Annotated in this window: 23 protein-coding genes; 10 read left to right on the top strand and 13 right to left on the bottom strand. The window is 51.7% G+C overall.

The features are described from left to right. The first annotated feature begins 180 nt into the window (after positions 1–180). The 4 genes from ACJJI6_RS17910 (at position 181) to ACJJI6_RS17925 (ending at position 4,141) form a co-directional block, all read left to right on the top strand. On the top strand, positions 181–735 hold the full coding sequence (locus tag ACJJI6_RS17910) for a DUF4124 domain-containing protein (protein WP_475711484.1): 555 nt from the start codon (positions 181–183) through the stop codon (positions 733–735). A 316-nt stretch (positions 736–1,051) separates the two neighbouring features. Next, positions 1,052–2,134, top strand: coding sequence for a nitrogen regulation protein NR(II) (gene glnL / locus ACJJI6_RS17915; RefSeq protein WP_475711486.1), 1,083 nt, complete (start codon positions 1,052–1,054; stop codon positions 2,132–2,134). A 3-nt stretch (positions 2,135–2,137) separates the two neighbouring features. Further along, positions 2,138–3,544: a nitrogen regulation protein NR(I) gene (ntrC, locus tag ACJJI6_RS17920; RefSeq protein ID WP_475711488.1), complete on the top strand. Its 1,407-nt coding sequence runs from the start codon at positions 2,138–2,140 to the stop codon at positions 3,542–3,544. 258 nt (positions 3,545–3,802) lie between these two features. After that, on the top strand, positions 3,803–4,141 hold the full coding sequence (locus ACJJI6_RS17925) for a PAS domain-containing protein (protein ID WP_444918517.1): 339 nt from the start codon (positions 3,803–3,805) through the stop codon (positions 4,139–4,141). A 57-nt stretch (positions 4,142–4,198) separates the two neighbouring features. Here the strand turns inward: ACJJI6_RS17925 and ACJJI6_RS17930 are convergent, their stop codons facing one another. After that, positions 4,199–4,720, bottom strand: coding sequence for a peroxiredoxin family protein (locus ACJJI6_RS17930; protein WP_475711490.1), 522 nt, complete (start codon positions 4,718–4,720; stop codon positions 4,199–4,201). A 156-nt stretch (positions 4,721–4,876) separates the two neighbouring features. On the opposite strand from ACJJI6_RS17930, the gene ACJJI6_RS17935 reads away from it, so the two are divergent. Beyond that, complete coding sequence (locus ACJJI6_RS17935; RefSeq protein ID WP_475711492.1) at positions 4,877–5,674, top strand: bestrophin-like domain; 798 nt, start codon at positions 4,877–4,879, stop codon at positions 5,672–5,674. A 62-nt stretch (positions 5,675–5,736) separates the two neighbouring features. Here the strand turns inward: ACJJI6_RS17935 and ACJJI6_RS17940 are convergent, their stop codons facing one another. The 10 genes from ACJJI6_RS17940 to ACJJI6_RS17985 all read right to left on the bottom strand — a co-directional run bounded on the left by ACJJI6_RS17940 (position 5,737) and on the right by ACJJI6_RS17985 (position 15,248). Further along, a complete protein-coding gene (locus tag ACJJI6_RS17940) occupies positions 5,737–6,816 on the bottom strand; it encodes an AI-2E family transporter (RefSeq protein ID WP_413663709.1) in 1,080 nt (359 codons plus the stop codon). Between the two features lie 82 nt (positions 6,817–6,898). Next, on the bottom strand, positions 6,899–7,609 hold the full coding sequence (locus tag ACJJI6_RS17945; protein WP_444895775.1) for a D-Ala-D-Ala carboxypeptidase family metallohydrolase: 711 nt from the start codon (positions 7,607–7,609) through the stop codon (positions 6,899–6,901). Positions 7,610–7,625: 16 nt separating this feature from the next. Continuing rightward, entirely contained in the window at positions 7,626–8,306 is a 681-nt protein-coding gene (locus ACJJI6_RS17950) for a hypothetical protein (RefSeq protein ID WP_475711494.1), read from the bottom strand. A 186-nt stretch (positions 8,307–8,492) separates the two neighbouring features. Then, positions 8,493–10,040, bottom strand: a complete 1,548-nt coding sequence (locus tag ACJJI6_RS17955; protein WP_282930824.1) for a phosphoenolpyruvate carboxykinase — start codon at positions 10,038–10,040, stop codon at positions 8,493–8,495. A 291-nt stretch (positions 10,041–10,331) separates the two neighbouring features. Beyond that, positions 10,332–11,210, bottom strand: a complete 879-nt coding sequence (gene hslO, locus ACJJI6_RS17960; protein WP_444926198.1) for an Hsp33 family molecular chaperone HslO — start codon at positions 11,208–11,210, stop codon at positions 10,332–10,334. A 151-nt stretch (positions 11,211–11,361) separates the two neighbouring features. Next, on the bottom strand, positions 11,362–11,823 hold the full coding sequence (locus tag ACJJI6_RS17965; protein WP_475711496.1) for a DUF4124 domain-containing protein: 462 nt from the start codon (positions 11,821–11,823) through the stop codon (positions 11,362–11,364). A 25-nt stretch (positions 11,824–11,848) separates the two neighbouring features. Next, the gene (locus tag ACJJI6_RS17970; protein WP_475711497.1) at positions 11,849–13,342 is read right to left on the bottom strand and encodes a S1C family serine protease; all 1,494 of its coding nucleotides are present in this window, start codon (positions 13,340–13,342) and stop codon (positions 11,849–11,851) included. An 85-nt stretch (positions 13,343–13,427) separates the two neighbouring features. Beyond that, positions 13,428–13,805: an Hsp15 family ribosome-associated heat shock protein gene (locus ACJJI6_RS17975; protein ID WP_475711499.1), complete on the bottom strand. Its 378-nt coding sequence runs from the start codon at positions 13,803–13,805 to the stop codon at positions 13,428–13,430. Between the two features lie 15 nt (positions 13,806–13,820). Continuing rightward, positions 13,821–14,504 carry a GMP/IMP nucleotidase gene (gene yrfG / locus ACJJI6_RS17980; RefSeq protein ID WP_475711500.1) on the bottom strand — a complete coding sequence of 228 codons (684 nt, stop codon included), beginning with the start codon at positions 14,502–14,504 and terminating at the stop codon, positions 13,821–13,823. Positions 14,505–14,582: 78 nt separating this feature from the next. After that, a complete protein-coding gene (locus tag ACJJI6_RS17985; protein WP_475711502.1) occupies positions 14,583–15,248 on the bottom strand; it encodes a lysoplasmalogenase in 666 nt (221 codons plus the stop codon). Between the two features lie 202 nt (positions 15,249–15,450). On the opposite strand from ACJJI6_RS17985, the gene cysK reads away from it, so the two are divergent. From cysK to ACJJI6_RS18010, 5 genes are all read left to right on the top strand, one after another. Continuing rightward, positions 15,451–16,368, top strand: coding sequence for a cysteine synthase A (gene cysK / locus ACJJI6_RS17990; protein WP_475711504.1), 918 nt, complete (start codon positions 15,451–15,453; stop codon positions 16,366–16,368). A gap of 38 nt (positions 16,369–16,406) precedes the next feature. Further along, positions 16,407–17,243, top strand: a complete 837-nt coding sequence (gene cysQ / locus ACJJI6_RS17995; protein WP_444915249.1) for a 3'(2'),5'-bisphosphate nucleotidase CysQ — start codon at positions 16,407–16,409, stop codon at positions 17,241–17,243. Positions 17,244–17,347: 104 nt separating this feature from the next. Beyond that, positions 17,348–17,551 carry a hypothetical protein gene (locus ACJJI6_RS18000; protein ID WP_445359148.1) on the top strand — a complete coding sequence of 68 codons (204 nt, stop codon included), beginning with the start codon at positions 17,348–17,350 and terminating at the stop codon, positions 17,549–17,551. Positions 17,552–17,770: 219 nt separating this feature from the next. Then, on the top strand, positions 17,771–18,028 hold the full coding sequence (locus ACJJI6_RS18005) for a type II toxin-antitoxin system HicB family antitoxin (protein WP_445362745.1): 258 nt from the start codon (positions 17,771–17,773) through the stop codon (positions 18,026–18,028). 51 nt (positions 18,029–18,079) lie between these two features. Beyond that, complete coding sequence (locus tag ACJJI6_RS18010) at positions 18,080–18,685, top strand: outer membrane beta-barrel protein (protein ID WP_445362744.1); 606 nt, start codon at positions 18,080–18,082, stop codon at positions 18,683–18,685. A gap of 112 nt (positions 18,686–18,797) precedes the next feature. Here ACJJI6_RS18010 and ACJJI6_RS18015 read toward each other — a convergent pair whose 3' ends face one another. Together ACJJI6_RS18015 and ACJJI6_RS18020 are read right to left on the bottom strand one after the other, a co-directional pair. Next, positions 18,798–20,951 carry a TonB-dependent copper receptor gene (locus ACJJI6_RS18015; RefSeq protein ID WP_475711506.1) on the bottom strand — a complete coding sequence of 718 codons (2,154 nt, stop codon included), beginning with the start codon at positions 20,949–20,951 and terminating at the stop codon, positions 18,798–18,800. Positions 20,952–21,154: 203 nt separating this feature from the next. Beyond that, complete coding sequence (locus ACJJI6_RS18020) at positions 21,155–21,622, bottom strand: hypothetical protein (RefSeq protein ID WP_475711508.1); 468 nt, start codon at positions 21,620–21,622, stop codon at positions 21,155–21,157. Positions 21,623–21,796: the final 174 nt, after the last annotated feature.

The following is a 21,796-nucleotide window of genomic DNA, read 5'->3' on the forward strand; positions in this document are numbered from 1 at the left end:
GGCATCACGATGATGCCGTCGAGCCATTCTCGAAAAGCCCGCGCCACTCTGGTGCGGGCTTTTTTATTGCGGGTACACTGTCAGTGGAAGTGAATTGAGTGCCTCTATGCGGAGGCTCAGGAATATCACATTGGCCCGATCTGGGAAGAAAGGAGCGTCCGCCCTGCGGTCGAAAACACTATGGCAAGGTTTTGGCAATTAAAGGCCGTGTTACTCGCAATGCCTCTGGTGGCAGTTGCGGCTTCTCAAGAGAATGAAGAGGCTGGCGCGATCTACAAAGTGGTTGGGCCCGATGGCCAGGTCAGTTTTAGCGATACACCACCGGCAAATGGCAACTCAGAGAAAGTGGATTTAGCCCCAATCAATATCCAGCCTATTGCGCTGCCCCGCCAGCTGCCCACAAGAAAGCTGTGGCCCAAAAGTGATGATGAAGAGTTGGGGCCGGTATCGATTCGAATTGTAAGTCCAATTAATGAGGCGACTATTCCGCCAGGGCAGACACTGATAGCGCTTCAGGTGGATGTGGCCCCCAAATATCCAGAGGGCGCTAGCTTTTATGCGGTTATTGATGGGCAGCGCTGGCAGGGAAGTTCGGCTGGTAACTCCCTGGATATCTCCGCCCTGGTCCGTGGTACCCATACGCTCAAGGCGGTTCTGCTAGGGCCCAAAGGGCAAGTATTGGCCCAGTCGCAAACGATCACAGTTCATGTCAAGCGCCCGATAGCTAGGGGGTGAATGTTTGAGGGAGTACATAGCTCCCGCTACCCCTTACTTCGCTCTCAAATCCGCCTGCCTGTTTTTTGACCTGTGCACCTTTATGGTGCATTCTCTCTGTGTTTGGCGGCACCCCATTTCTGAGACCGAAAGCTCGCAATGCAGCTATTGCTAACTGCGCACTGATTGTGTCCGGTTGAAGCTGCTCCCGCCTACAAATGCCAGCTTATGCGCCATTTTGGTTTGCTTTTTGCACTGACTAGATACAGCGCTAGTTTGCTGGGGGTGACCAAAGGGAGTTTGGTCTGAGCCTCGGAATGAATCGGAAATTTTGTGAATGCTGAATGATCGCCAATTGCGCCAATTACTCGATAGCCTGACATCCGCAGTATTGGTGCTGGATGAAAACTTATCGCTTTGCTATCTGAACAATGCCGCTGAGGACTTGTTGGCCGCCTCCAGTACCCGGGTTAAAGGCTCGAAGTTGGAGGAGGTGGTGCGAGAATCTCCCGCTGCCTATGAGGCGATGCGGGAAGCGCTGCGAAAAAATGAAAAGTACACAGTCCGCCGGGCCAGTTGGCGGCTGAACAATCTTGAAACCCGGACTGTGGATTACTCAGTCAGCCCGGTCCCCGAGTTTTCTGTGTTGCTTGTGGAAGTGCAGCCGATGGATCGCCTGTTGCGAATTGCCAGGGAAGATGCGCTGCTCAGTGCCCAGGAAACGACACGAAACCTGGTTCGCGGTATGGCCCATGAGGTCAAGAATCCCCTCGGTGGTATCCGCGGGGCTGCACAACTATTGCAGCGCGAGTTGCCGGACCGGGAGTTAGACGAATATACACAGATTATCATTGAGGAAGTGGATCGCCTGCGCAATCTGGTTGACCGTTTATTGGGACCACGCCAGCCGGTAGTACTGCAACCGGTTAATGTGCACGAGGTTCTGGAGCGGGTTGCCCAGTTGCTGGATGCAGAGTGTATCGGTGAGCTTCAAATTCGCAGGGATTACGATCCGTCTATTCCCGATGTCCCCGCAGATAGCGAACAATTGATTCAGGCGCTGCTTAATATTGCCCGCAACGCCATGCAAGCTATCGATGAAAGTATTGGTCTCAGTCGCGGGGAGATGGTACTGCGCACGCGTATCCAGCGCCAATTCACCATTGGCCGCCGAAATTGCCCATTGGTCTGCCGAATAGAAATTGAAGATAACGGCCCGGGCATACCGGAGGAAATTCGCGAGCGGATATTCTTCCCGATGATCTCCGGCCGCGCCGAGGGTTCAGGTCTTGGACTTTCGATTTCCCAGAACATTATCAATCAGCACAAGGGGTTGATTAAGTGTGACAGCCAACCCGGCCGTAGCATTTTCCAAATTTATCTCCCCCTGACTACCGAATTAGCAAATACAGGAACCTAGAGAATGAGTAATCGCGTTTGGATTATTGACGACGACAGATCAATCCGCTGGGTGCTGGAAAGAGCGCTATCGCGTGAGGGAATTGATACCCAGTGCTACGAGAGTGGCGACCGCGCCCTGGATGATTTCTATAGCGATTCACCGGATGTAGTAATCAGTGATATCCGCATGCCGGGCTCCGATGGCTTTAAATTGTTGCAGCGCTTCCAGGCTGAACGACCGAGCTTGCCGATAATTATTATGACAGCGCACTCGGACCTGGATAGCGCGGTAGCTGCTTACCAAGGGGGAGCCTTTGAATACCTGCCCAAGCCATTTGATATTGATGAAGCCGTAGCGGTAACTCGGCGCGCATTGATGCACGCTAGCGAACAGAGTGCTGAAGAACGGGTTGAGCCGGAAAATGGTCAGGGTAACAAAGAAATTATTGGAGAAGCGCCGGCGATGCAGGAGGTCTTCCGTGCGATTGGCCGTTTGTCTCATTCCAACATCACCGTTTTAATCAACGGTGAATCCGGCACCGGTAAGGAGTTGGTGGCGCAGGCTCTGCACAATCACAGTCCGCGCAGGGATAAGCCATTTATTGCATTGAACATGGCGGCTATACCCAAGGATCTGATGGAGTCTGAATTATTTGGCCATGAAAAAGGGGCCTTTACCGGTGCCAGCTCCCAGCGTGCCGGACGTTTTGAACAGGCCAATGGTGGCACCCTCTTTTTAGATGAAATTGGTGATATGCCCGCAGATACGCAAACCCGGTTATTGCGCGTGTTGGCTGATGGAGAATTTTACCGTGTCGGTGGCCACACCCCGGTCAAAGTGGATGTGCGTATTATTGCGGCGACTCACCAGGATCTGGAAGAGTTGGTATGTCAGCATAAATTTCGCGAGGACCTGTTTCACCGCCTGAATGTTATTCGCATCCATATTCCAAGACTGGCAGATCGCCGTGAGGATATTCCGCGATTGGTGAGGCATTTCTTTAATGCTGCGGCAAAAGATCTGGGGGTGGAGTCAAAGATCCTAACCAAGGAAACTGAGGAGTACCTCTCTGGGCTGGATTGGCCCGGTAATGTGCGACAACTGGAAAATACCTGCCGCTGGATTACCGTAATGGCCTCCGGACGCGAGGTACATATTGAAGATTTGCCACAGGAGTTGCATCAGCAGGGAGCGACGACAGAAACACCTTCAGACTGGCAAAAAGCTCTGCGCCTATGGGCCGACCAGGCCCTATCCTCTGGGCAGCGCGAAATCTTAAATGAGGCTGTTCCCGCATTTGAAAAAGCGTTAATAGAAATTGCGCTAAAGCATACAGCTGGGCGTAAACGCGATGCAGCTGACCTGTTGGGATGGGGTAGAAATACCCTGACACGGAAGTTAAAAGAATTGGAAATTGGTGGAGAGTAAATAACAGTGAGGTCTTACCAAACACGATGGGAAGACCTACTTGAAATATACTCATATCTCATTATCAGGCCGCTCTTAATTTATTTTTTTCCTGATTGAGTCTTTTACTAGCAGTCATCTACTAATATTTATTTAGATAGGTATTTTTTGTTCCAGCGAATAAATTTGAAAATGCAGCTATGTATAGAATCCTGAGTGATATTCTTATTGCCTGCTAAAATTAGAGTTAATTGCTGGTATTTAAATGATTGAGACGATATGACTGCTGATGAACTGAAAGTAGTTGCCGAGGTTCCATTTTTATTTTGGGTTAAAGATCAAACAGGCGTATATCTATGGGGTAATCGCCAAATATGTCAATTGGCCGGTGGTGAAGTGACTGGTAAGACAGACCGAGAACTTCCTTGGTCAAATAATGCTGATGCATTAAAAGCTGCGGATGATCGGGTTTTTTCCTCAGGGAAACCCGAGCACCTGCAAGAGTATGTCGATAAATCCAGCCGAGGAGAGGTTACGTTGAATGTCTGCAAGTGGTTGGATGAATTTGAAGGGCGGGATTGCTGTTTTGGGATATCTTTTGTCATTGATTCCCAATAGCCCAATAGAGTACTGGGCTATTCCACCATATATTTAGTCACTCCGGACTATTTATTTTCAGGCTGACTCCTTTTTAACACCCAATTCACCAAGCGTTCGCGCTATATCCTCTGCGCTGCTTGCCGGTTTAATATCTTTGTCAATTTTTTTAATTCGTCCATCTTTACCGATATAAATGGTAACGCGACGGGCGATATTCATTACGGGAATAAGTACATCGTACGCTTTAGCCGTTTCACCGGTGGGGTCACTGAGTAACGGGAAGTCCGCTTCGCTCTCTTCAGCAAATCGGGTGTTATCGTCAAGATCATCTGTACTGGCCATAAAATAGGTGACTTCATAATCTTTGATCAAGTGACCGTTTTGGGCGAGCGATTTACACTCTATGGTGCAGCCACGGGTGAATGCCTTGGGAAACCAGGCGATCACAACAGCGCTTTTTCCCTGGAGGTCCGCCAATGTGTGGGTTTGGCCATCAGACCCCTTGAGAGTGAAATTTGGCGCCATTTCACCTACTTCCAGAGCGAGGCTGGGAAGGTTGATAAAAGCAGTAATAAAGAAGGTCAGCAGATATTTCACGAATATTTCCCTTGTAGTTTACCGATACGCCTATGCTACTGCCCTAAGGTCTAACTGGCCAATAGCTCAGCTATAACTGCTATGCTTTATGCGCCAAAGTAAGAATATTGGTGCGTCAATGCACCGTTATGGACTTGCCGTTTTGCAGGGGCTTAAATGCGCTTTGACAGCCTTTTCTATACTCTGCCACTTCCACTGATCTATACCATTTCAGTTGCCGTAGTGCTTTGCGCTTTAGCTGTGGGGATTTATCTGGGGCAGCGGCGGGTAGTGAATGCCAGTATCAAGGAGGATTCTTCCCTGGGCAGTGCGGTAGCTGCCACTTTGGGCCTGGTCGCATTTGTTTTGGCATTTACCTTTAATATGACAGCCGACCGATTTAATGAACGCAAGGCATTGCTGTTGCAGGAGGTCAATACCATCCAGGCCGCATATTTAAATGCGAGCTTTTTGCAATTGGATAAGCAGAATAAGGCGCGAGACCTAATAGCTGAATATGCAAATCTCAGGGATATTGACCCATCAATCGCCGTCACTCCGGAAGATGTAGTTCGCAGTGAGGAAATTCACCAGGCTCTTTGGCGTTTGATCGAGGCGCACATCGCACAGGATTACAACGCCGATTATTTACGCCAGTTTGCCGAGCAGGTTAACGGGATGGTAGATCTGCACCGTGCCAGGGTTGTGGTTGGGCTGCAATACCGTATACCGGGTCCACTCTGGCTCTCCCTGTACTTTATGACCATTTTGGCGATGCTGGCAATTGGATACCAGTTGGGTATAAGTCGCGGGGGATCTGCCCAGGTAGTTATAGCTTTGGCCCTGACTTTCTCAACAGTGATTTTACTGGTGGCGGATTTGGATCGGGCAAATGAGGGAGCACTGTTGGTTGATCAGTCGCCGATGAGCGATCTCAATTTGCAGCTGAAAGAGCTACAGGAGGCTGCCCACTGAGCTGTTGTGCGAGCATTAATTGGGTGGGGCGGAATTAAGGCTTTTCCGCCCCGGGGAACAGGCTAAAGATCTTCAGGTTTTTGTGGCATTAAGACATCTTCGGGATGCACAAACTCACGCATAAAAATTTCCCAGAAGGCGAGGAATAGTGCAGCGAGAAGGGGGCCTATCGCAAAGCCACTGATTCCAAACATAAACAGACCGCCGACAGTGGAGAAAAGCACTAAATAGTCGGGGAGTTTTGTGTCTCGACCCACCAATATTGGGCGCAACAGGTTATCTACCAGACTGATCACGGTGAAACCATAGGCGAGTAAAATCGTTGCCTTCATGGGTTCACCAATAGCATAGAGGTAAATAGAAGCGGGGAACCAGATCAATGCGGCACCGACGGCGGGCAACAATGACAACAGTGTCATTAATACACCCCAAAGCACCGGTGCCGGTAGGCCCAGCACCCAGAAAATAATTCCGCCCAAGCCGCCCTGGGTAATAGCGACTACCAGATTTCCTTTAATGGTTGCGCGAGTGACTTCAGCAAACTTTGCCAGCAAAAGGTGCTCGCGCTCATCACCCAGTGGTAGGGCATGGATAATCAGGTTTACCAGCCTTTCGCCATCGCGAATCAGGAAGAAGGTGAGGTAAAGCATTAAACCCAACATAACGAAAAAGTTAACAGTATTCTGTCCGACCTCAATCGCATTTTTTGCGACGAAGCTACCGGCATTCATCACTCCACCCATCAGGCGCTGCTTGGCCTCCTCGACATCCACGCCAATACTTTCGAGCGTGCTGTTAACCCTGGGGAAAGCACTGCGAATCTGCTCAAAGGATTTAGAAACATCAATTTGTCCTTCCTGGATCCGGTGATACAGAGTTACCGCTTCATTAATAAAAGAGGTGGCCACTACCAATACGGGTATCACCAATAGAACGATACACATAAACAGGGTTAGCAGAGCCATTAAATTAGGCGAATTGGGAAAGCGCTGCATCAGCAGACGGTACACGGGGTAGAAAATCAGTGCGGTGGCACAAGCCCAAAAAATAGGGGTAAAGAAGGGTTTTATCAGGAGTAAAAAAGCTACGCTGACCAATAATAAGGTCAATATAAATGAGCGCCTTTCCAGTTTTTCTTGCACTGCGACTTCCTCTGCTTCTCTTTCGGCAGCCCAGTGGTAGGGCGCCTAATTTTTGCTCTATCTAAGCAGATGCAGTGGGGTTTTACCAGCGTCTATATCCGCACGTATCCACGTGAAATCGAATGCCCCGATAGATTCCGAGGCCCATTTGCCACTCGCGGCCGTTGCGCTTGTGGATATCCCTCAGTACGGGCACCAATTGCTCTCGGGAGAACTTCTTTTTCGGAACTATATCCAGCCCGCAGAAATGTAGGTGTTTACTTCCCTTGGAACCTCCGGCCTTACGGTTGTAATCTACGGTACGCCACCCGGAGACCACAGTTACCGGGCCGACGCGGGGCACTATTTCACGCTCGATTACCCGCAGAGTATTTACGATGCCCCACCAGAGCTCCTTGGGAGGGATGGCGAATGCGGGTTCGTCCAAATCCTGCCAGTCACTGCCCTGGCGCAATAGCTCATAGGGTTGCACAACCTGTTCAACCCGGTTGGAGCGCAGGAATTTTTTGAGTTGAGTAAAGCGTGCATGGTTATTGCCTTTGCTCAGGAAGCGGCTGAATGCCCTCTCGGAAGCTGCCGGATAGCCCTGGATATCGTAAACCTCCGGGATCATTAGCAACGGTAGGATATCAATAGGGGATTTCACCCGGTCATCAGCCTCGCGCGCGCGTTCGTAAGTAAAAACAAATAGACCGGTGAGAATCGCCAGTGCGATTGCCCCAATGATGATGATCCGCCGGCGCAGTTGACGCTGGCCGATTTCTACGCACTCTTTGTTACTTTGCATAACCATCGGGCAGCTCCCTCAATTACCAGGTGCGATAGCCACAGGTATCGACATGAAACAGGACATCGTCAATCAGGCCCATCCCGACATTGCTGTCGGGACCGAGGCGTGCGTGCAGTGTGCTTAGCTCTTCAGCGAGTTCGTTTTTACCGATATTGGAGTTCGGAATTAAGTCCAGCCCGCAAAAGTCACGGTGGCGGGGCTGGTCTTCGGTCGCAAGTTTTCGGTTGTAGGCATCAGTGCGGTAAGCGGAAACCACAGTGACAGGGCCAATTAGCGGTACTACCTGGTCTCGCACCAGGGTGAGGGTTTTCACAATATTGGACCACTGGTCCCTGGGCGGTATGGCGAATGGGGGCTCCCCCAGTTCCAGCCAGTCCCCCCCCTGTCGCAGAAGATCACGAATAGGAAAAACCTCGGCGACACCCCGGTCCCGAAGCAATTGATTGAGTGCTTGTACGCTGGAGCGGTTACTGCCCTCTCGCAGGAATTTGTTAAAGGTCTCCTCGTTGGCGATGCGATAGCCACGCTGCTCGACATAGGGCTTCTCTTGCGAGGAGAGGAATAGGTAGAGCCAGAGGGTAAACAGGATGGCACTGAGTATTAAAGTGAGGGCACTGACGACCACCCGATTGACTCTTTGCCCGGGCGGCTTGTGTGGGAACAGAGTTTCGAAGCGAGTAAACGAGTTACCTGCGGACATAGTGCTCGCGATTGCTGCTGAGAGAGTTTTTCTTCCGACGCTAAAATCGTCGGCGCCTGTTTACTCACTATAGCCGCAAAAATCGACAGGCTGCGGGCTTGGGATCAGCCACAAAAAAAGCCGCTGGTCCCGGGGGAGCAGCGGCTTTTGGGTCACGGACAGCGGACTGTGCCCGACAACCTCTATTTAGGCTTTAGGGCCGGCATTTTTAACGTCTTCACTGACATTGAACTTCTCAATGTTCTCGGCGAACAGCTTGGCCAGCTTGCCTGCCTGATCGTCGTAAGCAGCTTTGTCAGCCCAGGCTTCACGAGGGTTCAGGTAAGACTTGTCCACGCCGGGCACTTCCATCGGGATATCCAGGTTCAGGGCATCCAGGTGCTCAGTGGCAACGCCTTCCAGGGCGCCGCTCTGGATAGCGGCAACGACAGCGCGGGTTACCGGAATCGGGAAGCGCTTGCCGTTGTCGCCGGAGCCGCCGGTCCAACCGGTGTTTACCAGGTAGACCTTGGAGCCGAACTCTTCGATGCGCTTCATCAGCAGGTCTGCGTATTCGCGCGGTGCACGGGGCATAAACGGCGCGCCAAAGCAGGTGGAGAAAGTCGGGTGGATACCGGCCTCTGCGCCCAGTTCGGTGGAGCCTACGCGGGCGGTGTAGCCAGACAGGAAGTGGTAAGCCGCAGCCTCTTTGGAGAGGATGGATACCGGTGGCAGTACGCCGGATACATCGCAAGTCAGGAAGATAACGTTCTTCGGCTCGCCAGCGCGGTTTTCCAGCTGACGCATTTCGACGTGTTCCAGCGGGTAGGAGCAGCGGCCGTTTTCAGTCAGGCTGGTGTCGCAGTAGTCAGCAGTGCCGTGATCGTTGGTTACCACGTTTTCAACGATGGCACCGAAACGGATGGCATCCCAGATTACCGGCTCATTTTTCTGGCTCAGGTCGATGGTTTTCGCGTAGCAGCCACCTTCCATATTGAAGACGGCACCCTTGGTCCAGCCGTGCTCATCGTCACCGATCAGGTAGCGCTCGGGATCTGCGGACAGGGTGGTCTTGCCGGTACCGGACAGGCCGAAGAACAGGCAGGTATCGCCATCTTCGCCGACGTTAGCCGCGCAGTGCATGGGCATTACGTCTTTTTCTGGCAGCAGGAAGTTCTGTACAGAGAACATGGCCTTCTTCATTTCGCCGGCGTAGCGCATGCCGGCCAGCAGAACTTTGCGCTGGCCGAAGTTGATAATTACGCAGCCTTCGGAGTTGGTACCATCGCGCTCGGGCTCACAGACAAAGTGAGGAGCGTGCAGGATTTGCCACTCTTCCTTGGACTTGGGGTTGTACTTTTCGGCGCGGATAAACATGTTGCGGCCGAATAGGTTGTGCCATGCAGTTTGGGTGGTCACTACCACTGGCAAGTAGTGGTCTTCATCCTGGCCCACATGCAGGTGCTGAACAAAAGTATCGTGACCGGCAACAAAAGCCTCTACACGATCCCACAGGGCGTCAAACTTATCCTGCGGGAAAGGACGGTTGACGTTGCCCCAGGCGATGCTGTCGGCAGTGGAGGGCTCTTCTACAACAAAGCGGTCAGCCGGGGAGCGACCGGTGCGTGCGCCGGTTTCAGTCACCAGAGCGCCTGTATCTGACAGCTTGCCCTCGCCGCGCGTCAGAGCCTGCTCTACCAATTGTGCCGGTGATAGGTTCTTGAAGACCATCGCGGAGTCGTCGATCTGTGCCATTCGTGGAATACCCGTGAAAGTTGGACAGTAAATAAAATGGGGCTGCCCAAGGTTTAGACAGCCGTAGAAAATTTTGGGGGCGCATTATTGCAAAATTCAAAATATGCGGATACCAACTATGGCTATTTTGTAGTCAATGACAGCGCTGTCATGGAAAATAATGTCGACCTAAATTCACACCATTTATGGCTACAATCTTAATTATTCTTTTTTTGAATTTAGTGGGGGAATTAGGGGTGTCAGGTGGTAGGGCTGCGCTGAGGATTCGGCGGTTGCGCAGCCCTGCGCGGATTAGTGAAGAGTGTGGGGGGGAGCGTTGAGGAGCGACTCAATTTGATCCCGGTCAAAGCGGTACTGGGTGTTACAGAATTGGCAGTCCGCGATAATCTCACCCTGCTGTTCTTCCAGCAGGCGGTAGACATCCTCTGCACCCAGGGAAACCAGCGCGCGGGCGCTGCGCTCTCTCGAGCAGCTGCACTTGAAACGAATAGTATCGGTACCCAAGGTTGCCGGCTCCAATTGGTGGAATAGGCGGTGAATCAGCTCTGGGTGGGGAACGGTAAATAACTCCTCGTCAGTTACGGTCTCCGCCAAGTGAATCGCTGTTTCCCAGGCGTCCTGATTTTCTTCTTCCGTGGCGGCATTATTGCCCGGCAGAATCTGCAACATAAGACCGGCGACGGTATTGTCACTGCTTTTCAGCCATACGCGGGTAGCCAGCTGCTCCGATTGCTTAAAGTAGTCTTCCAGGCAGCCGGCCAGGTTGTCCTGCTCCATGGGAACCACACCTTGATAGCGCTCACCGCGCTTTGGCTCAAGGGTAATGGCCAGGGCTCCACGGGGGCCGATCATATCGCGCAGGGTGGCGTTTTCGTCGATTTGTGCACCCTCAGCAACTCGGGCGATGCCGCGCAGGTCGCTGTGGTGAGTGCACTCCGCCATAATCATCGGCACATCGCCTTCGCCACGGGCCTGGAGGCTCAGGACACCTTCGAATTTCAGTGTGGTTGAAAGCAGGCTGGCTGCGGTGAGGAATTCCCCCAGCAGGCGGGCCACTGGCGTAGGCAGCGGGTTGTGTTCCAGTACATCGCGGTAGGAATCAGTAAGTGTCACCACCTGTCCGCGAATATCGTGTTTGGAGAAAATAAAGCGTTCCAGCTGATCGGACATAGGTCGGGGGCTCTCGGTATTAAAACCGCAGGATTTTAGAGGTGGATATGCCTAAATGGTAGCTGTCGCTGATCATTGCTGGTGCAGTAGAGGAAGAATGTAGAGCGCTACCCCTTTATCACAATGGGTCAGCGCTCAAGTAGGAAAGTAACTAGCCGCAATAGTATTTAATTTCCCGCTGGAGCTTTTCAGCTATTTGCTGTCTCTCCCGCTCGGTGCGACGCACTTCTTTGCCGTTATTGTCGAGAAACACAACCCGCCCTTGAATGGCCTCAAGGTCACTGCGGGCCTTGTCGCAGGCTTTCTTCATCTTTTGCTGCTTTTCCTGTTTCTCGCGCAATTGGCGCTCGCGGTATTCATCATCAACCTTTTGAGAAACTCTTGATCTCGTTGCGGTTGTTAAAATAGGCCGCCGACTGCCATTGGAGCCAATAGAATTGATCGGGGCCAGATCCCCCGAAACATCCTCGGCTTTGGCGTCAGTCGGGGGGCGATCGCCAAAGTGTACCCGGCCATTTTCATCGACCCAGCGGTACATCTCTGCGTTGCTTGCGGTTGCACTAGCGGCCAGTATAAGGCCGCCTATTACGGAACGTAGACACAGTAATTTCACGGCTACTCCATGCCCTTCTATATTTCTATTCTTCTTTATTGGCCAGCTGGCTGAACAACCCCTGCGAATGGCGCTGGGGGATATGGTAGGTCTGCAGTATCAGAGGCTGCTGCTCCTGGGCCTCTGCCGCATCCAAGACCATCCGGTAACCGGAGCGGTCGCGCAAATCCACAAAGTCCTGCTTGTTGCCTTCCATCAATTGAGCGAACTCGTCGAAGTCCTTGATGCTGTGGCCATTTACTGAGTCGATAATCCAGTTCTTCCAGTCGTGGTAACCGAGGTTCACATTGGCAGGCAGTACTTTCAGGGCGACGACCAGCTCGCGGCGTTCCTCGTCACTCCATTGATTGCGGGCATAGAGGTAGTCAATAGGCGCCTTGGAGTGCCAGTTTTTGCCCCAGCGTTTGATCAGGTTCATATTCAGGGGCACAAAGACAACACCGCCGTAGATATAGTAGCGGGGCTGGCGGTCAAATTGCTCTCCCAGCACCATAGCGCGTGAGGGAGGTGTTGCGGCCAGCGTGACCTCAGCGGTCTGCTCTTTACCATCGCGGGAGAGGCGCACGGGTAAACGTTCACCGACATGGTGGCGGTCCACGGCGTAGTGGTAGTTGGTGCGCTGGTTTTCCCTCCATTCCACAGTCCGGTCAGCCGCTACTTTAAAGCCATCGACTTCAAGCAGGACATCGCCGGGTTTAAACACTTCAGCTGCGGGGGAATTGTCGAACACTTTAACGACCATGGCACCATCCTGGTCTTCCTCGAGACCGGCCGCTTTTTTCATCGATGGGCTTTCCAGGCTCTGGGTTACCAGTCCCAGTTCGGGGAAACCTTGATGCACATTGTCCTTGGCATCTTCCAAGACATGTGCGATCACGCTGGGGGGGACAAAGTAACCCAGGTTTTCAGCGCTCTGATTGGTTTGCATGGCCACGCCGACGATGCGGCCATTGGAGATAACCGGACCGCCGCTGTTGCCCGGGTTGATTGCCGCATCTATCTGGCCCGCCATCAGGTAGCTTTCCGCATGGGCATAATACTGGTGCTCCACGCGGGAGAGTACTCCGCGGGTAATCGAAAGGGATTTGCCGCCTATGGGGTAGCCGTAGACGGTGACCTCTTCCTGTAGATCGGGCAACTTGCCCAGGGTCAGGGGGCGGGTATCGTTGAAAAAGCTTTCGTCATCGACGGTCAGCAGGGCGAGGTCGGCATCGTGGGAGACAAATTTCACTCGGGCGCGGAATTTCTTTGCATCGCCGTGGCGCTGTACCTGGATAAAGCTGCCGTTGGCCACTACGTGTGCGTTGGTCAGGATTTGCTGGTTGCGGATAACGGCACCGGAGCCGGACAGTTGCTTGGGGTTGAGCAGGGCCCAGGGGTTGAAATAATCCGGGGCGGCGGCGGTGGTGTAAATCTTGATGATTGAGCGCTTGAGCTGCTCGTGTTCACGGCTATCTGCTAGGGCGGTTTGAGTACCGAGCAAAATCAACAGGGAGACGGCGATCAGTCGTTTCATCATGGCTGTTTTCTATCCGGTTAAGTGGGGGCAGTTTAGCAGCTAAAGTGGGAAATGGCGGAAATTTCACCACCTTTGTCTGCCGAGTCTACTCTTGTTCCCTTAAGAAGCGGTGTATCTGGCGGCGTTGCTTTTTATTGGGGCGCTCCTGTTGCATCCCGGCATTAGCTGCCTGTCGCTCGGTTTTCTCTTTTTCCCGGCGGGCGATACTATCTGCGGTCTCGCGGTATAAGGTGCGCGCAATCTCGGCGCCGCGCCGCTGATCCGATAGAGCGGTTACTTCAACTTCCAGCAGATCCCAGCCCTGGCGGATGCTCAATTTGACACCGGTAGTGACTTCCTTGCTGGCTTTGACCCGTTGGCCATCGGCGTGGACTTTTCCACCTTCGATCGCCTGCTTGGCAATGCTGCGAGTCTTAAAGAAGCGCGCGGCCCAGAGCCACTTATCGATACGTACTTTTTCCATGGTTTCCTTGTGAAATCAAGCGGACCCGTTGTCGAGTCTGCTGCGGTTAAAAGCCATGATCTCATCAAAATGATGGATCGCCGGGAAGTTGGTGATTTCCCGTTTGGGCCCGCGGCTATCCGGTTGGCGAATACACAATAGGTGGGCGATACCGTAGTCCTGGGCCGCGCTCAGAACAGATTGGTTATCGTCGACAAACAGGGTGTTTTCCGGATCAAATTCCAGGTTATCTCGCAGAGAGTCCCAGAAATTGGCACTCTCCTTGGCATGTCCATAATCATGGGAGGAGATGATGCCGTCAAACCAGCGGTCGATACCGGTGATCTCCAGCTTGTGATCTAACCCTTGACGGTGCGCATTGGTCACGAGGTAGGTGGGCTTTTGCAGTTGTTGCAGGCCGCTCAGAAACGCCTCAGTGTGAGGGCGCAGGGCGATGCGGGTCTCGATCTCGCGCAATATGCTGAGGATATCCAGCTCCAGTTTTTCCGCCCAGAAGTCCAGGCAATACCACTCCAGCGTACCGCGGCGGGCATTGATCTCAGCTTCGAGCTTCTGCTGGGCTTCCTGTGGGTCAAAGCCGTGGACTTCAGCGTAGCGCTTGGGCAGGTGCGTGAGCCAAAAATGATTGTCGTAATGCAAATCCAGCAGGGTGCCGTCCATGTCCAGCAATACGGTATCGATACTTCGCCAATCGAGCATGGGAGCTATGTACCTCTTTGAAATGGGGCGGGAAGACAAGTTTAGTTGGCTTGCCACTGCCTTCCCGGATCGTTTGCATTATGCCTGGGCGCGGCGGATTCCGTACAGGATACACAGTTGCGCACTGTAGTAGGTGAGCATAATGGCGGCATCGGCTAGCGGTAGTGGGGTGATGAACTTGTTAATAGCAATCAGTGTATCTGAAGCCATAAAGATGACAGCCCCGGCAAATAGCAAGGTGGCGTCACCCTTGTGCATTGCAGCGGCGACCGCCATGGCGAGGATAGCCACCAGGTACGCTAATACCGCCGGGGCTAAATCCCCAGCAGCAGGGAGGATAATTTGAGCCAAAAGCAGTGCGGCAATCACTACAGGCAGTGTCCGAATAAGGTTGCGCCGATTGGGGGGCTCCGCAAAACGCAGGAAGCCCAGCGCGTAGATTAGCTGGGCAATAAGAAAAGCACCCAGTCCAAACACAAAGTGTTGGGGGAATTGCATTTCGAGGAGTACATCCCCGATGGCGGAGGAACTGAGGGCTAGAAAAGTGAAAAGCAGGGTTTTGCCCCGCAGCTCCAGTCTGGCAATCATCATTAGACACAGTATCGGCAGCGCTTTTAGCGCGGGCATCCACAAGTTATCCAGTTTCCAGGTATCCAGAAAGATGAATAAAGTGGCACTGGCCAGGAACATTGGTACCAGGTAATTGCGAAAGTTGTGCTGGGGTGCGGAATTTTCTACGGACATAGGTACTTACCTTATTTTTATTTTGTATACCTCCCCATCAATTTAACGGTTTTCCTCCGCATCATCGATAGCTTGTACTCTCTAATTCCAATTGAGTTTTCTCCAGTGCCGGCCGCGGGACATTTCTGGGGTAATATGGAGCATCGAAAATACATGCCCGGCAGTTGTTTGCCTTGAGCACTAGTCATGGAGAGCCTCACCGATGAAAGCGGCCAATATTCTGGAAACAATCGGCAATACCCCTCACGTAAGAATCAATCACCTCTTTCGCCCCGATATAGAAGTTTGGATGAAGGTAGAGCGCTTTAATCCGGGCAGCAGTATTAAGGACCGAATTGCCTTGGCGATGATTGAGGATGCGGAGCGTCGTGGAGCCCTACAGCCCGGTGGGGTAATAATCGAACCGACCTCTGGTAATACGGGAATTGGACTGGCGATGGTTGCTGCCGTGAAGGGTTATCGCCTGATCCTGACCATGCCGGAGTCTATGTCGGTAGAGCGTCGCCAGGTTATGAAAGCAATGGGCGCAGAATTGGTCCTTACACCTAAAGAGCGCGGTATGGGCGGCGCTATTGCTAAGGCGGAGGAGTTATTGGCCTCACATGCGAATAGCTGGATGCCCCAGCAATTTAATAACCGCGCCAATGCTCAGGTGCACCGGGATGTTACCTCCAAGGAAATCTTGGCAGACTTTCCTGACGGGCTGGATTATATGATTACCGGTGTGGGCACTGGCGGGCATATCACAGGTTGTGGCGAAGTCTTAAAAGAACACTTTCCCAAATTGCAGGTCTATGCGGTAGAGCCGGAGAAATCACCGGTGATTAGCGGTGGAGAAAAAGGCCTGCATCGTTTGCAGGGTATCGGCGCCGGCTTTGTACCCCAGGTACTCAATACGGAAGTACTCGACGGTACTGTATTGGTGAGTGAGGAAGACAGTTTTGAAATGGCGCGTCGTTGCGCATTAAAAGAGGGAATTTTTGTGGGTATCTCCTCCGGTGCCAGCCTTGCGGCCCTGAAAAAGCGCGAGGGGGAGATGGATGCGGGCAGCCGGGTACTGGTGTTCAGCTATGACACTGGTGAGCGCTATCTGTCCGTTCAGGACCTTTTCTCCGCCTAAGATTTTATAATGGTGAATTCAAAGAGTATGGAGTTGTAATGGATAAAGCACTTTTGGAGCAGGTGATAGAGATCTGCAAACGCGCGGGAGAGGCGATTCTCGAGGTTTATCACAGCAGCGCTGAGTTGGAAGTCGAGACAAAGAAAGATGATTCCCCAGTAACTGCCGCAGATCTGGCCGCTCACAAAGTACTGGAACCGGCGTTGGCACAGCTTATCGAGGGAGTACCGGTTTTATCAGAAGAGCAGGAAATGCCCTCGTTCGAAGAGCGCAGTCAGTGGCAGCGTTACTGGATTGTCGATCCGCTCGATGGCACCAAAGAATTTATCCGACGCAACGGTGAATTTACCGTAAATGTCGCGTTAATCGAAAATGGCGAGCCCGTTTTGGGGGTGGTTTACGTACCGGTACTGAATATCACTTATGCCGGCTGCAAGGGCGAAGGAGCCTTTAAGCGCGATGCCAATGGCGAAACTGAAATTCGGGTGCGTCCACTGAGGCCGCGCCTGGATAATAGTGAAGTTGTTGAGCTTGTGGCCAGCCGCAGCCATGGAACCGGCACTGTCGACCAGTTGGTACAACGTATCGAGTCTGAGCTAGGAGCTGTCGAGTGCAAAAATATGGGCTCCTCGCTGAAATTATGCCTGGTTGCTGAGGGGGCAGCAGATTTGTATCCGCGTCTGGCTCCTACTTGCGAGTGGGATACTGCGGCAGCTCAGGCTGTAGTTGAAGCAGCAGGTGGTATTGTTGTGGACGAAGAGTTTAATTTGTTGCGCTACAACACCAAAGACTCTCTGCTAAATCCCTTTTTCTATGTAATTGGCGATTCTTCTTTTGATTGGCAATCCCTACTGCTGGATAAGTCCGCTGCTTAGGGTGTGACACCAATAAACATATAGAGAGTATATTTGTGCCTCCACCACCACTGGTGGAGGCTTTAAAGGGGATCTGGATATTTCCAAATTCAGGAGGCTCACTGATGTCTGGACCCGATCTGCGCTTTAACCAGGATAAAGGTGAAATTCGCTGTTTGCGTCGGGAACTGGAGGAGGAGATAAACTGGTTGCAGCGGCATTTTGAAGCCCTCTCCAATACAGTCGATGCAAATGATATTGCGTTGCGGCGCACCTATAACAGCATGCTATTTTCCCGCCGGGCCCTATTAGGTAGGATGCCCCGTTAACTAAATTCCAAATATTTTCTTGTGTGAAAAACTGTAGTGCTGCAGGTTTTAATTTGAATACGGCAGTTCTTCCTGCTCAGTGCTGTCACTTATAGTGTTGAATCTGTGCCAGCGCGAAATATTATTTTCCGGCTAATTAGCTAATTTCCTTGCCAAATTCCCCCGTAAAATGTAAATCAGTCTACGCTTTGGAAAGCTAATACATAAGAGTATTTTTCAATGCGCTACCCGGTTGTGGTGCACAATATTGAATATGCCGGATTTGGTGCCATTGCACCGGATCTGCCGCATTGCCACTGCTATGCCGATACCCTTGAGGGGACCCTGCAAAAAATGGCTGAAACGATTTTTCATCGGTTGGAAGAGCTCCGCCAGGCTGGACAGCCAATGCCGCAAGCAGGTGATGTAGACAACCTGAAGAAAAACCCGGCTTTTGTAGGAGGCGTCTGGGCCATTATTGATGTAGAAACAACTTGAAATAATTCACTGAGCTTGAACTTGATGACTGGCTTTTTGATGTGAGTGGCGATGATAAAGCTATCCGTCTACCTGCTTTCCTTTTTTATAGCTGCGTCCAGTTATGGATTCGAGGCGAATAATCCTTTTGATGGCGTCGCCACGGGAGAGTACCGGATTATCGGTACCGTTGGTTTTGGGAGTGGCGAGCAGCAGTTAAATAAGCAGCGGGATTCTTTTGGCTATGTCAGCCTTGGAATTACGCCGGCGGTAGGAGTCTGGCAAGTTGAGCTGCGGGCGTCACATTTTGATGATAATCATGTCACAGTAGATCAGGTAGGTTTAAATTTTAAAATTGATTTTACCCTGAATTGTCACGTTCAATGTCTCTATTGGATGGTGGGATATAATTATGCCGATGTGGATTTGAATAATGTTGTAAGAAGAGGCTATTGGTATCGAGAATACCCACCATTTTATCCGGATGATCGATATATCTATATTATTGATGCCAGTGGCAGTGATACCTTTTGGAATGCCGGAGTGGGTTACCGAATTATGTGGACTCAGGATTTCGATACTTCATTAGAGTATAACTACAATAATATTGGCAAAATAGAACGTGTTAACCTCGGGCATCTGCGCACCCTGAGTTTGAATTTTTCTTACCGCTTTTAGTATGCCCTCCGCCTTTTAACCTATTTTTCTCAATAATTTATTCGTAGAAATTTCTTAATTAAATACTGATTTTTTAGAGAATGGAAAAGGGGCCCTGGGGCCCCAATAGCTTTTAAATTCGATAAATGGCTTTCAGCCAGAAGGTGCGTCCCGGTTCGTTAACCCGAGTCAACTGATCGAAACCAATAATATTGGCTCCAGAGCGACTGATATGTTCAGCGTAAGTCTCATCGAATAGGTTATCGATACCGGTAGTTACCAGTACACTTTTACTGGGTTTCCAGCCGGCATTGATGGAAACGACGTTGGCAGAGTCAGTTGCACCAATATCCTGACCAACAATATTGCCTTTGCCGATATCCACCCGGTCCTGGCTTGCGATAGCGCGCCATAAAACACCTGCTGACCACTGGGCCTGTTCATAGTAGAGTCCCAGGCGGCCCTCCAGAGGCGGCAGTTGTGCCAAGGTAGTGCCATCGGTTTCGTTGGCACCGCGAACAGATGTTACGGTGAATTCAGTGCGCCACTGCTCGTTGAGCTGATATGAGGAGTCAAACTCCAAACCCCAGGAGCGCGCCTGGATGTTTCTGACAATGGAGGTAGTGCGAGTATCGGAGGAGTCCATATCATCCATATTCATACTACCCATAGAATCCATGCTACTCATTACTGCCGCTTTTTCGTAATCCGTCTCAATCATCAGGTAGTCATCAATCTGATTGACGAATCCGGAGACACTGGCGGAGAGTTTTTCACCGCGATAGATATAGCCGATATCCAGCTGGGTGGTCTTTTCTGATTCGATATCCAGTGCGCTGTAGGAGTCTGCTGTCTCGTAGGAGAAAATTTCCCAATAATCGGGGAAGCGCTCGGTGTAGCCGAGCCCGGCAAAGAGTGTGGCAGAACTATTGGGGCCGCTCTCGAGACTATATTCATAGCGCAGGAAGCCGCTGCTCAATAGCTCTGAGCGAGTTTCTCCCGCAGTGGGGTTATCCACTGAGGACATCATGGATAGAGCAACTTCATCGCGAAGGTCTTTTACTTCCCAATCATCCACTCGTGCACCGGCGATCCAGCGCTGATTGGCTGCGACCTGCCAACTGACCTCAGAAAATAACCCCAGCTGGCTAAATTCGGCATCGGCCTCTCGCTTCATATCCCGGTAGTCCATGGTGGACTGGTTCATGGTCGAGCGGCCGGTGTGGCGATTTTCCCGGGCATCAATTCCACTGGTCAATTCCACATCGTCCATAGGCGTAAACACCAGAGCCATCTTGAAACCTGTGGTCTCACTATCGAGATTCATGACCATGGGGGTAGCGGTGCTGGATAGCTCGCGCAGGCTGTAGTTATCCATGATGTGGTCGATATAGTTGTAGTAGGCCTGGAGCTCAATTGAATCGAGCCAGCTGCTGATATTGCTGCGGACATATTTCGCTTTGTGGCTCTCACGGGCAAACTTGGAACCGTCGACTCCCCGATCTGCATAGGCAGCTTCACCATCGCTAAATGCAGTATCAAACTCGACCCGTGTATCGTCGCTGGGTGTCCAGGCCAAATTGACCTGGCTGCTCCAGCGCTCATAACTGGAATTTACCTCATTGCCATCCCCGTCTTCGTAGTCGTCCGCAGATGCCGAGGTCGAGGAGCTGCGGATAGAAAACTGCGGCGAACTATAGGAGATATCGAATAGACCATCGCGACGCTCGGCACTGGCGCCGAGCAGGCTCGCATGCATATTCCAGTCGCTTTCAGTGGGGCGCTCCTGCTGCTGATTAAATACAACTACGCCGGCGGAATTTCCCGGGCCATAGAGGACGCTCTGTGGCCCTTTAATAACTTCAATTTCGTCCATTGCCTCGGGAAAAATATAGGCTGTAGGTGGGTCCATTCGGCTGGGACAACCACCCGCCATTGTTTCTCCATCCACAACCATTCCCAGGCGAGAGCCCCCCATTCCGCGAAGCATCGGATCGCCACTGGTGCCGCCTTTACGCACTACGGAAAATCCCGGAATTGTTTTCAGGTAGTCGGCGCCGTCATTGGCAGGTAATGGCTGACGGGGTTTTTTCGGATCGGTTACCAGGTTGAGGGGGAGTTCAGTTTTTACCCCAGTAACCACCATTTGTTCCATTTCACTATCTTTTAATGGTTCTGACTCTTCGGATTCTTCCGCTGCGAGATGTGCTGAAAAGGTACAGCAGGCAGCGAGTGCCAGGCTGAGAGGTTTTTTCAGAAAAATTTTTGCGTTGATGCTCTGATGCATGGTTTTCAATCCTTTTCGCTGGCGTTTCGAACACGCAGCAGTGAGCGCGCACGCCTGAGTAATATTTGGCGCACGCGACATATCCCCACCTGAAAAAGTGGTCGTATTTTGGCAAGACCCAAAGCGCTGAAAATGTTAAGACAGCAATGAGACTTGCGGTCCACAGCGAACTGCGGAGTGATGGTGTTGGAATAAAAAAGGAATTAAACCGGGGGGGCGCGAATCAGTGGGCGGCTGTAAGCGTTAGAGATAACGCGGAAAAAAGCCGGATAAGAGGGCGGTTGAGTAAAACCGGTTAGGACTATTTCCAGTTCTGTAGTTGGTGCGCTGGCAATACTGGCAGCGGCGGAAAAATTACAATGGTTATCGGCAAATGAGTGAGCGGTAAGCGTATCGTGGTTGTGTCTTGAAGAGTGGTCGCCGTGATGATCGCTGTGAGAGTTCGCTTTGAGGGCATTGAGCAATAAAGCGCTGCGGCTATCGCCATGGCAGAGCCCATAGGGCGTTCCCGCTGCAAAATCTGCCGGCATAAAACCTGCAGGAACCAGGCCTCGCGCACTGAGAAATACCAGCAATAGCAATAGCGCCTGCCACTGGGACAGACGGGAACAGTATTGGATGGTGCGCTTACCGCTCATAAATAAGAAGGTCTGTACTTTGCCCGGGCCCATTTTAAATACCCGGAGATGAGTAACAAGAGGTTAACGGGTGATACAGCAAAGTGCCACTGCCCCAAGTTAACTTTTGCGAACTAATACGAGGTAAATTGAGCTTTATCAGGTTTTGTTGGAATTTAATTTCTTTTCTTCAGCGCATTCTAAAAATAAATCTAACTTTGCTGGAAG

The sequence above is a fragment of the Microbulbifer maximicatervae (SeqCode) genome (genome assembly GCF_056232625.1).

Bases quoted from the DNA above. Each gene is read 5' to 3' on its own strand.
- ACJJI6_RS17910 (WP_475711484.1), top strand. From the start codon at position 181: ATGGCAAGGTTTTGGCAATTAAAGGCCGTGTTACTCGCAATGCCTCTG.
- glnL (WP_475711486.1), top strand. From the start codon at position 1,052: ATGCTGAATGATCGCCAATTGCGCCAATTACTCGATAGCCTGACATCC.
- ntrC (WP_475711488.1), top strand. From the start codon at position 2,138: ATGAGTAATCGCGTTTGGATTATTGACGACGACAGATCAATCCGCTGG.
- ACJJI6_RS17925 (WP_444918517.1), top strand. From the start codon at position 3,803: ATGACTGCTGATGAACTGAAAGTAGTTGCCGAGGTTCCATTTTTATTT.
- ACJJI6_RS17935 (WP_475711492.1), top strand. From the start codon at position 4,877: ATGCGCTTTGACAGCCTTTTCTATACTCTGCCACTTCCACTGATCTAT.
- ACJJI6_RS17945 (WP_444895775.1), bottom strand. From the start codon at position 7,609: ATGGTTATGCAAAGTAACAAAGAGTGCGTAGAAATCGGCCAGCGTCAA.
- ACJJI6_RS17950 (WP_475711494.1), bottom strand. From the start codon at position 8,306: ATGTCCGCAGGTAACTCGTTTACTCGCTTCGAAACTCTGTTCCCACAC.
- ACJJI6_RS17955 (WP_282930824.1), bottom strand. From the start codon at position 10,040: ATGGCACAGATCGACGACTCCGCGATGGTCTTCAAGAACCTATCACCG.
- hslO (WP_444926198.1), bottom strand. From the start codon at position 11,210: ATGTCCGATCAGCTGGAACGCTTTATTTTCTCCAAACACGATATTCGC.
- ACJJI6_RS17970 (WP_475711497.1), bottom strand. From the start codon at position 13,342: ATGATGAAACGACTGATCGCCGTCTCCCTGTTGATTTTGCTCGGTACT.
- ACJJI6_RS17975 (WP_475711499.1), bottom strand. From the start codon at position 13,805: ATGGAAAAAGTACGTATCGATAAGTGGCTCTGGGCCGCGCGCTTCTTT.
- yrfG (WP_475711500.1), bottom strand. From the start codon at position 14,504: ATGCTCGATTGGCGAAGTATCGATACCGTATTGCTGGACATGGACGGC.
- ACJJI6_RS17985 (WP_475711502.1), bottom strand. From the start codon at position 15,248: ATGTCCGTAGAAAATTCCGCACCCCAGCACAACTTTCGCAATTACCTG.
- cysK (WP_475711504.1), top strand. From the start codon at position 15,451: ATGAAAGCGGCCAATATTCTGGAAACAATCGGCAATACCCCTCACGTA.
- cysQ (WP_444915249.1), top strand. From the start codon at position 16,407: ATGGATAAAGCACTTTTGGAGCAGGTGATAGAGATCTGCAAACGCGCG.
- ACJJI6_RS18000 (WP_445359148.1), top strand. From the start codon at position 17,348: ATGTCTGGACCCGATCTGCGCTTTAACCAGGATAAAGGTGAAATTCGC.
- ACJJI6_RS18005 (WP_445362745.1), top strand. From the start codon at position 17,771: ATGCGCTACCCGGTTGTGGTGCACAATATTGAATATGCCGGATTTGGT.
- ACJJI6_RS18010 (WP_445362744.1), top strand. From the start codon at position 18,080: ATGATAAAGCTATCCGTCTACCTGCTTTCCTTTTTTATAGCTGCGTCC.
- ACJJI6_RS18015 (WP_475711506.1), bottom strand. From the start codon at position 20,951: ATGCATCAGAGCATCAACGCAAAAATTTTTCTGAAAAAACCTCTCAGC.
- ACJJI6_RS18020 (WP_475711508.1), bottom strand. From the start codon at position 21,622: ATGGGCCCGGGCAAAGTACAGACCTTCTTATTTATGAGCGGTAAGCGC.